Origin of the sequence: Pantoea wallisii, assembly GCF_002095485.1 — a bacterium.
Lineage (GTDB): Bacteria > Pseudomonadota > Gammaproteobacteria > Enterobacterales > Enterobacteriaceae > Pantoea > Pantoea wallisii.
This window is the reverse complement of the sequence record NZ_MLFS01000025.1, coordinates 21,711-33,700: the sequence shown is the minus strand read 5'-3', so window position 1 is coordinate 33,700 and position 11,990 is coordinate 21,711. Positions and strand designations below refer to the sequence as shown.

The 11,990-nt window shown below is 56.7% G+C and carries 9 protein-coding genes and 1 pseudogene; 9 read left to right on the top strand and 1 reads right to left on the bottom strand.

From position 1 onward, the window contains the following. Positions 1 to 51 precede the first annotated feature (51 nt). The 4 genes from HA48_RS10835 to nei are packed head-to-tail and all read left to right on the top strand — an operon-like array spanning position 52 to position 3,252. Positions 52 to 780: a DUF969 domain-containing protein gene (locus HA48_RS10835; protein ID WP_128601324.1), complete on the top strand. Its 729-nt coding sequence runs from the start codon at positions 52 to 54 to the stop codon at positions 778 to 780. After that, complete coding sequence (locus tag HA48_RS10830; RefSeq protein WP_128601323.1) at positions 780 to 1,796, top strand: DUF979 domain-containing protein; 1,017 nt, start codon at positions 780 to 782, stop codon at positions 1,794 to 1,796. The genes HA48_RS10835 and HA48_RS10830 overlap by 1 nt, the downstream gene beginning before the upstream one ends. Before the next feature lie 7 nt (positions 1,797 to 1,803). Beyond that, on the top strand, positions 1,804 to 2,451 hold the full coding sequence (gene pcp, locus HA48_RS10825) for a pyroglutamyl-peptidase I (protein ID WP_128601322.1): 648 nt from the start codon (positions 1,804 to 1,806) through the stop codon (positions 2,449 to 2,451). A gap of 12 nt (positions 2,452 to 2,463) precedes the next feature. Next, positions 2,464 to 3,252, top strand: coding sequence for an endonuclease VIII (gene nei / locus HA48_RS10820; RefSeq protein ID WP_128601321.1), 789 nt, complete (start codon positions 2,464 to 2,466; stop codon positions 3,250 to 3,252). A 574-nt stretch (positions 3,253 to 3,826) separates the two neighbouring features. Here nei and HA48_RS10815 read toward each other — a convergent pair. Further along, positions 3,827 to 5,110: a citrate synthase gene (locus HA48_RS10815; RefSeq protein ID WP_128601320.1), complete on the bottom strand. Its 1,284-nt coding sequence runs from the start codon at positions 5,108 to 5,110 to the stop codon at positions 3,827 to 3,829. Between the two features lie 632 nt (positions 5,111 to 5,742). On the opposite strand from HA48_RS10815, the gene sdhC reads away from it, so the two are divergent. The 5 genes and pseudogenes from sdhC to sucA all read left to right on the top strand — a co-directional run bounded on the left by sdhC (position 5,743) and on the right by sucA (position 11,985). Further along, positions 5,743 to 6,132 carry a succinate dehydrogenase cytochrome b556 subunit gene (gene sdhC, locus HA48_RS10810; RefSeq protein WP_021508541.1) on the top strand — a complete coding sequence of 130 codons (390 nt, stop codon included), beginning with the start codon at positions 5,743 to 5,745 and terminating at the stop codon, positions 6,130 to 6,132. Then, the gene (gene sdhD, locus HA48_RS10805) at positions 6,126 to 6,473 is read left to right on the top strand and encodes a succinate dehydrogenase membrane anchor subunit (RefSeq protein WP_128601319.1); all 348 of its coding nucleotides are present in this window, start codon (positions 6,126 to 6,128) and stop codon (positions 6,471 to 6,473) included. The genes sdhC and sdhD overlap by 7 nt, the downstream gene beginning before the upstream one ends. Continuing rightward, positions 6,474 to 8,240, top strand: coding sequence for a succinate dehydrogenase flavoprotein subunit (gene sdhA / locus HA48_RS10800; RefSeq protein ID WP_128601318.1), 1,767 nt, complete (start codon positions 6,474 to 6,476; stop codon positions 8,238 to 8,240). A 14-nt stretch (positions 8,241 to 8,254) separates the two neighbouring features. Continuing rightward, complete coding sequence (locus tag HA48_RS10795; protein ID WP_128601317.1) at positions 8,255 to 8,971, top strand: succinate dehydrogenase iron-sulfur subunit; 717 nt, start codon at positions 8,255 to 8,257, stop codon at positions 8,969 to 8,971. A 207-nt stretch (positions 8,972 to 9,178) separates the two neighbouring features. Next, positions 9,179 to 11,985 (top strand): annotated as a pseudogene (sucA, locus tag HA48_RS10790) (2-oxoglutarate dehydrogenase E1 component). Positions 11,986 to 11,990: the final 5 nt, after the last annotated feature.

The following is an 11,990-nucleotide window of genomic DNA, read 5'->3' as shown; positions in this document are numbered from 1 at the left end:
GATTGCCCGGCACCGTGCCGGGCTTTTTATTTTCTCACGAGGGGAAAAATTATGGATAACGTGGTCAATCTCTGGCCGTTGCTCGGTATCGCCGCGATTGTTATCGGCTTTGTGCTGCGCTTTAACCCGGTGCTGGTGGTGATCGTAGCCGGGTTTGTTACCGGTCTGGCGGCGCACATGCCGCTTGCTGACATTCTGGAAAAACTGGGCTCAGGCTTTCTGAATACCCGTAACCTGCCGCTGATTCTGCTGCTGCCGCTGGCGGTTATCGGTCTGCTGGAGCGTCACGGACTGAAAGAGCGGGCGCAGACGTGGATCGCGCAGATCAAAACCGCCACGGCGGGCCGTCTGCTGATCGTCTATCTGTTCGTGCGTGAAATCACGGCCGCGCTGGGCCTGACCAGCCTCGGTGGTCATCCGCAAATGGTGCGCCCGCTGCTGGCGCCTATGGCCGAGGGTGCGACGGAGAACCGTTACGGAGAAGTGCCGCCGGCGGTGCGCCATCGCCTGCGCGCTATGTCTGCCGCGACCGATAACGTCGGTCTGTTTTTTGGCGAAGATATCTTTGTCGCCTTTGGTGCCATCATCTTTATGCACAACTTTATGCAGGAGTCGGCGGGTATCACGACGGAGCCGTTGCATATTGCACTGTGGGGAATTCCGACCGCGCTGTGCGCATTTCTGATCCATTCGGCGCGCCTCGTGCGTCTTGATCGTCAGCTGTCGCGTGAACTGGGCGCACTGAATCAGCAGGCACTGCACGCCAAAGGAGAGAAATAATGTTCCAGCAACAGTATCTGATGTGGCTGGCAGGCGCGATCCTGCTGATCGTCGCTGTGCTCTCCTGGCGTGATAGCGCCAACCCGCGCCGTTTTACAACCGGCCTGTTCTGGGCGCTGTATGGGGTGATTTTCCTGATTGGTGATGGCGCTTATCAACTGATGGCTCAGTGGGCTGGCGATGCGGAAGTGGGTCGCCGCGCACTGCATATTGCGGTCGGCGTTGCGGTAGTGCTGATGGCGCTGATTGCCGGCTGCGGCGGCGTGCGCCTTGGTCGCTATCATCAGCGCAGCGATGAGCAGAAGCAGGAGAGCGCCAAACGTCTCGGCAATAAGCTGTTTCTGCCGGCGCTGGCCATTCCGGTGGTGACGGTGATTGGCGTGCTGGCCTTTAACCATATTCCCGGTTTGCAGGACAGCGTGTTTGGCCCGGGCAATCATGCGACGCTGGTGACGCTGTTCTCGATGATGGTGGGATGTATTCTGGGCTGGCTGATTGCGCTGAAGATTACCCATGAGAAGCCGGTGCAATCGATGCAGGAGACGCGCCGTCTGCTGGATGCCGTCGGCTGGGCTTTTATTCTGCCGCAGATTCTCGCCACCTTAGGGCTGCTGTTTACCACTGCCGGCGTGGGCACGGCCATCTCTCATCTTACGGAGCAGTATCTGGCGGTGGATAACCGGCTGATCGCCGTAGCCGTGTATGCGATTGGCATGGCCTTGCTGACCATGGTGATGGGCAATGCGTTTGCCGCCTTCCCGATTGTGACTGCCGGTATCGGCATTCCGATCCTGGTACTGCAACACGGCGGTAACCCGGCGGTGATGGCGGCTATCGGCATGTTCTCAGGCTATTGCGGCACGCTGATGACGCCAATGGCGGCCAACTTTAACATTGTGCCGGCGCGTCTGCTGGAGCTGCCGGACCGTAACGCGGTGATCAAGGCTCAGGTGCCAACCGGTGTGCTACTGTTGTTGGTAAATATTTTCCTGCTCTACTTCCTGATGTTCCTGTGAGGTTGCAATGAAAACGGTATTGATGACGGCGTTCGAGCCGTTTGGTGGTGAGAGCATCAATCCTTCATGGGAGGCGGTGCGCAGTTTTGACGGTAAAGAGATCGGCGGCGCACGCATTGTGGTGCGTCAGCTGCCGGTTGTGTTTGCCCGCTGCGGTGAAGTGCTGATCCAGGCGCTGGAGGAGATCCGGCCGGATCGCGTGTTATGCGTGGGCCAGGCAGGAGGGCGCAGCGATATTACCGTGGAGCGCGTGGCGATCAACGTTAACGATGCGCGTATCCCGGATAACGATCGGCAGCAGCCGATCGATGAGCCGATTGTCGCAGAGGGCCCGGCAGCCTATTTCTCAACGTTGCCGATCAAAGCGATGGTGGCGGCCCTGCGCGAAGTGGGCGTTCCGGCTTCGGTGTCACAAACCGCCGGCACTTTTACCTGTAATAACGTGATGTATCAGCTGCTGCACTGGCTGCAGCGTTCCGGCAGTGCCGCGCGCGGTGGCTTTGTGCATATCCCTTATATGCCGGAGCAGGCGGCACATCATCCGGGCGTGCCGAGCATGTCGACGGCCAGTGTGATTCAGGCGCTGGAGACGTCGCTGCAGGTGATACTGAGCACTGAGAACGATATCCGCGTAGCAGGTGGTGCCACGCACTAAACAGGAGAGTTTATGCCAGAGGGACCGGAGATCCGCCGTGCGGCGGATCAGCTGGCGGCGGCAATGGTGGGCAAACCGCTGACTGATGTGTGGTTTGCTTTTCCACAGTTAAAGACATATGAGCCGTCGCTGCTGGGTGAAACCATTGAGGCGTTTGAAACGCGCGGTAAAGCGCTGCTGACGCACTTTTCCAATGGTCTGACGCTGTACAGCCATAATCAGCTGTACGGGGTCTGGCGCGTAGTGCCGAGCGGCACTGAGCCGAATACGACGCGGCAACTGCGGGTGCGACTGGCGAACGCGAATAAAGCCATTTTGCTGTATAGCGCCTCGGATATTGAGCTACTGAATGCCGATACGCTGGGCGCGCATCCGTTTCTGCAGCGTGTCGGGCCGGACGTGCTTGATGCCACCCTGACCGTTGAGGATGTGCGCGAACGGCTGTTGTCGCCACGTTTCCGCCGCCGTCAGTTTAGCGGTTTACTGCTCGATCAGGCGTTTCTTGCCGGGTTGGGTAACTATCTGCGCGTAGAGATTTTATGGCATGCGGGCTTACTGGCGCAGCACCGCGCGCAGGATCTCAGTGACGCGCAGCTGGATACGCTGAGTAAAGCGATGCTGGCAGTGCCGCGCCTGTCCTACAAAATGCGTGGCAGCATGAAGAAGTACCACGAAGAGGCTGCATTTCGCTTTGAGGCGTTTCACCGGCAGGGCAAAAAGTGCCGCCGCTGCGGTACGATCATTGAGAAGGGCGTGCTCTCTTCACGACCGTTTTACTGGTGTCCGGGGTGTCAGTTTTAAGCGCTAAACGTAATGTGCGGATAGCGGGTGCGCGGCCTGTGACATTAGCTGCTGCCGGGCAGTCCTCGCGCCGCTGCGCGGTGCCTTCGGCGTTCACGGCACGCCTGTCGGACCGGCCGGTATCGGTCATCCTGACCGGCCCGGCCTGATTCCCGCGTCCTGCGGGAATCTCCTGGCGTACCGTAAAAGCCTCAGCGCTGCGGATAGCCCGCTGCATCAGCCAATGCCACAGGCCTTTCAATATGATCACGGTTTTCGGCAAACCATGTATTAGTTAACGCACTGGCTGGCTCGGGGCAGGAGAAGGCAATCCGCAGCGCTGAACAGCATGAGGAAGTCAGGATGAGTCCGCAGGGATGCGGGCGAAAGCCGGAGCCGGGACAGGATGTCCCGTCTCCGGTGGTCCGCCCGACTGACGAAGGGTGTGAAGGTACCGCTTTAGCGGCGCGAGGACCGCCGGAGCCTGCACCGTGCCTGCCAGTGCACGCACAGTGACGCTGTCCTTTCAATTTTCACCGGGATGATTCGTCAGAGAGAGCAGAAAAGAGAAGGGCGGGATAACCCGCCCTGATACTTACTTGTTGAGTGCGGAGTTGAACTCGCGCTCGGTGTAACCGGTATAGAGCTGACGCGGACGCGCAATCTTCATGCCCTCGTCGTGCATCTCTTTCCAGTGTGCAATCCAGCCCACGGTACGCGCCATCGCAAAGATCACGGTAAACATGGATGACGGGATGCCCATCGCTTTCAGAATAATGCCAGAGTAGAAATCGACGTTTGGATAGAGTTTGCGCTCAATGAAGTACGGATCGTTCAGCGCAATGTGCTCCAGCTCCATGGCGACTTCCAGCAGATCATCCTTCATGCCCAGTTCGTTCAGCACTTCGTGGCAGGTTTCACGCATCACGGTGGCACGCGGGTCATAGTTCTTATACACGCGGTGACCGAAGCCCATCAGACGGAACGAATCGTTCTTATCTTTGGCGCGACGCACGAACTCAGGGATGTGCTCAACAGTGCTGATCTCTTCCAGCATGCGCAGCGTGGCTTCGTTAGCACCACCGTGCGCAGGTCCCCACAGTGAGGCGATACCGGCAGCGATACAGGCGAACGGGTTAGCACCCGAAGAACCGGCAGTACGCACGGTAGAGGTTGATGCGTTCTGCTCGTGATCGGCATGCAGGATCAAAATACGGTCCATGGCGCGTTCAAGCACCGGATTCACTTTGTACTCTTCGCACGGCGTAGCGAACATCATGTGCAGGAAGTTACCGGCATAAGAGAGGTCGTTACGTGGATACACGAACGGCTGGCCGATCGAATACTTGTAGCACATCGCTGCCATGGTCGGCATTTTGGAGAGCAGACGGAACGCCGCGATCTCACGGTGACGCTCAATATTCACGTCCAGAGAGTCATGGTAGAACGCCGCCAGCGCGCCGGTCACACCGCACATGACCGCCATCGGATGCGAATCGCGACGGAAACCGTGGAACAGGCGGGTGATTTGCTCGTGGATCATGGTGTGGCGGGTAACGGTGGTACAGAATTCGTCGAACTGCGCCTGGGTCGGTGCTTCGCCATTCAGCAGGATATAACACACTTCAAGATAGTTAGAGTGGGTGGCCAGCTGATCAATCGGGAAACCGCGGTGTAACAAAATCCCTTCGTCACCATCTATAAAGGTGATTTTGGATTCGCAGGACGCCGTAGAGGTAAAACCGGGATCGAAGGTGAACAGGCCTTTTGAGCCAAGGGCGCGGACATCAACAACATCCTGTCCCAGCGTGCCTTGCATCACATCCAGTTCAATAGAGTTGTCATCCTGTAGGGTTAGCGTCACTTTTTTATCTGTCATTTTTCGTCTCCATAGCGCCTTAGTAGGTAAGGATCTTAGACACCAGAATAGCCTTCATGTTGCGTAAAACCACAATCTTCACCGTATCACTCTGCGGTAACGTTTGTCGTGCAAGGTTACGGAGCGAACGGTGGGTTGGGGCCAGTGGTGTCCGGGCATGACATGCTGAAAATCGCGGATGTTAAAGATCCTGTCACGACATAACTTCTTGGTAACCAATAACCTGACGGTTTGTGTTGCCTGTAATGGCAATGTTACATAACTTGAGCTTAGGGGAAAGTGTATCCCCATAACTTTTATGCATCATAGGGCTTTAGTGCGATTGTTTGTAACTGAAATGTTGATCTATTGTCAAATCAGATAATTAAAAATGTATGAATTGTGAAATTCGTGAGGCGGATCACTGTTCAGCTTAAATGTGACCAAAGAGATTGTAGGGGAATTGTAATCAGAATGTGATCCTCCTATACTGCCGCCAGGTCTCCGGAATACCCTGACACCAGGAGCCACCCAGCGTTTTCCCCGCTTCATTTAACACTGGATGTTGCTATTTTGGTGGCGGTTGTAGTCTGAACACGCTCTGTGCTCTTCTGCAACTCAGGACCGGAGGAAGCAAAATAAAAAAGAGCTGTGTGGGCAAAACCGTGAAAAAACAAAGACCTGTTAACTTGGATCTCTCGACGATCCGGTTTCCCGTTACTGCAATATCGTCCATTCTCCACCGCGTCTCCGGCGTGATCACTTTTGTCGCTCTCGGAATTCTGCTCTGGTTATTGGGTCTCTCTCTCTCCTCTCCGGAAGGTTTCCAGCAAGCGGCATCCATTATGGATAGCTTCTTCGCCAAATTTATCATGTGGGGCATTCTGACCGCGCTGGCGTACCACGCCGCGAGCGGTATTCGTCATATGCTGGCTGATTTTGGCTTTACGGCGGAAACTCTGCAGGTGGGAACCCGTACCGCACAAGCGGTTTTTGTTATCACTGTCGTGCTCTCAATTTTGGCTGGAGTCCTCGTATGGTAAGCAATGCTTCTGCATTAGGACGTAACGGTATTCATGACTGGCTGTTACTGCGTGCTTCTGCGATCTTAATTACGCTCTACATTCTCTACATCATCGGTTTCGTGGTGATGACCGGCACGCTGACCTACGATGCGTGGCACGGTTTCTTCGCCTCCTCCTTTACGAAAGTGTTCACCTTGCTAACGCTGTTTTCGATTCTGATTCATGGCTGGATCGGCATGTGGCAGGTGCTCACTGACTACGTAAAATCGCTGGTCACCCGTCTGGTGCTGCAGTTTGCGATTGTGGTCGCGCTGTTGTCGTATGCGATTTATGGAACCGTTGTAGTGTGGGGTGTGTAAATGAGTTTGCCAGTCAGAGAATTTGATGCCGTGGTGATCGGCGCGGGTGGCGCAGGAATGCGTGCCGCTCTGCAAATCTCCCAATCGGGCCAGACCTGTGCCCTGTTATCTAAAGTCTTCCCAACCCGTTCCCACACCGTATCGGCGCAGGGCGGTATCACCGTCGCGCTGGGTAACACCCATGACGATAACTGGGAATGGCATATGTACGATACCGTCAAAGGCTCCGACTATATCGGTGACCAGGACGCGATCGAATATATGTGTAAGACCGGCCCGGAAGCGATTCTGGAGCTGGAGCATATGGGCTTGCCTTTCTCCCGTCTTGATGATGGCCGCGTGTATCAGCGTCCGTTTGGTGGCCAGTCGAAAAACTTCGGCGGTGAGCAGGCAGCGCGTACCGCTGCGGCAGCCGACCGTACCGGCCACGCACTGCTGCATACGCTGTATCAGCAGAATCTGAAGAACAAAACCACCATCTTCTCCGAGTGGTATGCGCTGGATCTGGTGAAAAATGCTGACGGCGCGATTGTCGGTTGCACCGCCATCTGCATCGAAACCGGTGAAACCGTCTACTTCAAAGCCAAAGCGACAATTCTGGCGACCGGCGGTGCAGGCCGTATCTATCAGTCCACGACCAATGCGCACATCAACACCGGTGACGGCGTAGGCATGGCAATTCGTGCCGGCGTACCGATGCAGGACATGGAGATGTGGCAGTTCCACCCAACCGGTATTGCCGGCGCGGGCGTGCTGGTAACGGAAGGCTGCCGTGGTGAAGGCGGTTACCTGCTGAATAAACACGGTGAACGCTTCATGGAGCGCTATGCACCAAACGCCAAAGACCTTGCCGGTCGTGACGTGGTTGCGCGCTCAATGATGGTGGAGATCCGTGAAGGTCGCGGCTGCGATGGCCCATGGGGTCCGCACATCAAACTGAAACTGGATCACCTGGGTGCGGAAGTGCTGGAGTCCCGTCTGCCGGGTATCCTTGAGCTGTCACGTACCTTTGCGCACGTTGATCCTATCAAAGAGCCGATCCCGGTTATCCCGACCTGCCACTACATGATGGGCGGCGTGCCGACCAAAGTAACCGGCCAGGCGCTGCGCGTTAATGAGCAGGGCGAAGACGAAGTGATCCCGGGTCTGTTTGCCGTTGGTGAGATCGCCTGCGTATCTGTACACGGTGCTAACCGTCTTGGCGGCAACTCACTGCTCGACCTGGTGGTATTTGGCCGTGCGGCGGGTGTGCACCTGATGGAGTGCATCGCTGAGCAGGGCGACCTGCGCGACGCCAGCGAAGAGGAGATCGACGCGGCGATGGCGCGCTTCAACCGCTGGGAAAGCAACACCACCGGCGAAGATCCGGTTGAAATCCGTAAAGCGCTGCAGCGCTGTATGCAGAACAACTTCTCGGTATTCCGTGAAGGCGATGCGATGCGTGAAGGTCTGGCAGAGCTGAAAGTGATTCGTGAGCGCCTGAAAAACGCGCGTCTCGATGACCGCTCTCCGGATTTCAACACTCAGCGTATTGAGTGCCTGGAGCTGGATAACCTGATGGAAACCGCTTATGCAACAGCGGTAGCGGCCAACTTCCGTACCGAAAGCCGTGGCGCGCACAGCCGCTTCGATTATCCGGAGCGTGATGATGCCAACTGGCTGTGTCACAGCCTCTATGTTCCGCAAACGGAAAGCATGACGCGCCGTGAGGTGAACATGCAGCCGAAACTGCGCGCGGCCTTCCCGCCGAAAGCGCGTACCTATTAATTGCGGAGATCATCATGAGACTCGAATTTTCAATCTATCGTTATAACCCGGAAGTCGATGACAAGCCGCGTATGCAGGATTACACCCTCGAATCTGAGGATGGTCGCGACATGATGCTGCTGGATGCGCTGATTCGTCTGAAAGAGAAGGACCCGACGCTGGCCTTCCGTCGTTCGTGCCGTGAAGGCGTGTGCGGTTCAGACGGTCTGAACATGAACGGCAAAAATGGCCTGGCGTGCATTACGCCGGTGTCGGCGCTGGGTAACGGCAGCAAGAAGATTGTTATCCGTCCGCTGCCTGGTCTGCCGGTTGTGCGTGACCTCGTGGTTGATATGGGGCAATTCTATGCGCAGTATGAGAAGATTAAGCCTTTCCTGTTGAATAATGGGGAAAATCCACCGGCGCGCGAGCATCTGCAGAGCCCGGCGCAGCGTGAGCATCTGGATGGTCTGTATGAGTGCATTCTGTGCGCCTGCTGCTCCACCTCCTGCCCATCGTTCTGGTGGAATCCGGACAAGTTCATCGGTCCGGCGGGCTTGCTGGCCGCTTACCGCTTCCTGATTGACAGCCGCGACACCGAAACCGATGCGCGCCTCGACAATCTGGATGATGCTTTCAGTGTATTCCGCTGTCACAGCATCATGAACTGTGTGAGCGTGTGCCCGAAAGGCTTAAACCCGACGCGCGCTATCGGCCATATTAAGTCGATGCTGCTGCAGCGCGGGGCGTAACAAACGGATGTCACGGTCGGGAACTGCGGTTCCCGGCCTTTTACGGAAGCCTCTATAAGCGCGGTGATGACCACGCTTATAAAGGTTCCCTTACGGGCCAGGCGTTGGTAGCGCACAGGTTCGTATCGCTGAACTCACTACGGCAAGCCGCGAAAGCGGCAACAAATGAAACCTCATAAAAAGCAGATTAATGCTTAAGGGATCACAATGCAGAACAGCGCGATGAAACCCTGGCTGGACTCCTCCTGGCTGGCCGGCGCGAACCAATCCTACATAGAGCAGCTCTATGAGGATTTCCTGACCGATCCTGACTCCGTTGATGAAGTGTGGCGCACGATGTTCCAGCAGCTGCCCGGCACCGGCGTGAAACCTGAACAGTTCCACTCCACCACGCGTGAATATTTCCGCCGCCTGGCTAAAGATGCGACCCGCTACACCTCCACAGTCACCGATCCGGCCACCAATTCCAAACAGGTTAAAGTGCTGCAGCTGATCAATGCGTTCCGCTTCCGCGGCCATCAGCACGCTAACCTTGATCCGCTCGGCCTGTGGAAGCAGGAGACCGTGACGGATCTTGATCCGGCCTTCCACGATCTGACCGATGCCGATTTTCAGGAAAGCTTTAACGTAGGCTCGTTTGCCAGCGGCAAAGAGACCATGAAGCTGGCTGATCTCTACGCCGCACTGCAGCAGACCTACTGTGGCTCAATTGGTGCAGAGTACATGCACATCAATAACACCGAAGAGAAGCGCTGGATTCAGCAGCGTCTTGAATCGGTAGTGGGCCAGGGCGTGTTCAGTGCCGAAGAGAAAAAAGGTTTCCTGAAAGAGCTGACCGCGGCAGAAGGGCTGGAGAAGTACCTCGGCGCTAAATTCCCGGGTGCAAAACGCTTCTCCCTTGAAGGCGGCGATGCGCTGGTGCCGATGCTGCGTGAGATGATTCGTCACGCCGGCAAAAGCGGCACGCGCGAAGTGGTGCTGGGTATGGCGCACCGCGGCCGTCTCAACGTTCTGATCAACGTGCTGGGTAAAAAGCCGCAGGATCTGTTCGATGAGTTCTCCGGCAAGCACAAAGAGCACCTGGCACCGGCGATGTGAAGTACCACATGGGCTTCTCCTCAGACGTGGAAACCGAAGGCGGCCTGGTGCACCTGGCGCTGGCGTTTAACCCGTCGCACCTGGAGATCGTGAGCCCGGTAGTTATGGGTTCCGTGCGCGCACGTCTGGATCGCCTGGCAGAGCCGAGCAGCAACAAAGTATTGCCTATCACGATTCATGGCGATGCCGCGGTGATTGGACAGGGCGTGGTGCAGGAAACCCTGAACATGTCGCAGGCGCGTGGTTACGAAGTGGGCGGTACCGTTCGCATCGTGATCAACAACCAGGTGGGCTTCACTACCTCAAACCCGAAAGACGCGCGTTCCACACCATACTGCACCGACATCGGCAAGATGGTGCTGGCGCCAATCTTCCACGTCAACGCTGACGACCCGGAAGCGGTAGCCTTTGTTACCCGTCTGGCGCTGGATTATCGCAATACCTTCAAGCGCGATGTGTTCATCGATCTGGTGTGCTACCGCCGTCACGGCCACAACGAAGCCGACGAGCCAAGCGCAACCCAGCCATTGATGTACCAGAAAATCAAAAAGCATCCGACTCCGCGTAAAATCTATGCCGATCAGCTGGAGAGCCAGGGTGTGGCAACGCAGGAAGATGCCACCGAGCTGGTGAACCTGTACCGCGATGCGCTGGATGAGGGCGAGTGCGTGGTGCCAGAGTGGCGTCCTATGAGCCTGCACTCGTTCACCTGGTCACCGTACCTGAACCACGAGTGGGACGAAGGCTATCCGGAAACCGTAGACATGAAACGTCTGCAGGAGCTGGCGCGTCGCATCAGCAGCATTCCGGAAGCGGTTGAAGTGCAGTCACGCGTAGCCAAAATCTACAATGACCGCAAAGAGATGGCGGAAGGCAACAAGCTGTTTGACTGGGGCGGCGCAGAGAACCTTGCGTACGCCACGCTGGTTGATGAAGGCATCCCGGTGCGTCTCTCCGGTGAAGACTCCGGTCGCGGCACCTTCTTCCACCGTCACGCGGTGATTCACAACCAGCAGAATGGTTCGACCTACACCCCGCTGCACCATATCCATAATGGTCAGGGTCAGTTCAAAGTGTGGGACTCCGTACTGTCTGAAGAGGCGGTACTGGCATTCGAATACGGTTACGCCACGGCTGAGCCGCGCGTGCTGACAATCTGGGAAGCGCAGTTCGGCGACTTCGCCAACGGCGCACAGGTTGTTATCGATCAGTTCATCAGCTCCGGCGAGCAGAAATGGGGCCGCATGTGTGGTCTAGTTATGCTGCTGCCGCACGGCTACGAAGGCCAGGGCCCTGAACACTCCTCAGCGCGTCTGGAGCGTTATCTGCAACTGTGCGCAGAGCAGAACATGCAGGTGTGCGTGCCGTCAACGCCGGCACAGGTCTACCACATGCTGCGTCGTCAGGCGCTGCGCGGTATGCGCCGTCCGCTGATCGTTATGTCACCTAAATCGCTGCTGCGTCACCCGCTGGCGGTCTCCAGCCTGGATGAACTGGCCAACGGCAGCTTCCAGCCGGCGATTGGCGAAATCGACGCGCTTGATGCGAAGCAGGTTAAACGTGTCGTCCTCTGTTCGGGCAAGGTCTACTACGATCTGCTGGAACAGCGTCGTAAGAATGAGCAGACCGATGTCGCTATCGTGCGTATCGAACAGCTCTATCCGTTCCCGCACAAAGCGGTGCAGGAAGCGTTAAAAGATTACTCCCATGTCCAGGATTTCGTCTGGTGTCAGGAAGAGCCACTGAATCAGGGCGCATGGTATTGCAGTCAGCATCATTTCCGCGAAGTGGTTCCATTTGGTGCGTCACTGCGTTACGCAGGCCGTCCGGCTTCTGCTTCACCGGCCGTGGGCTACATGTCCGTACATCAACAACAGCAGCAAGACCTGGTTAACGACGCGCTGAACCTTGGTTAATTAAA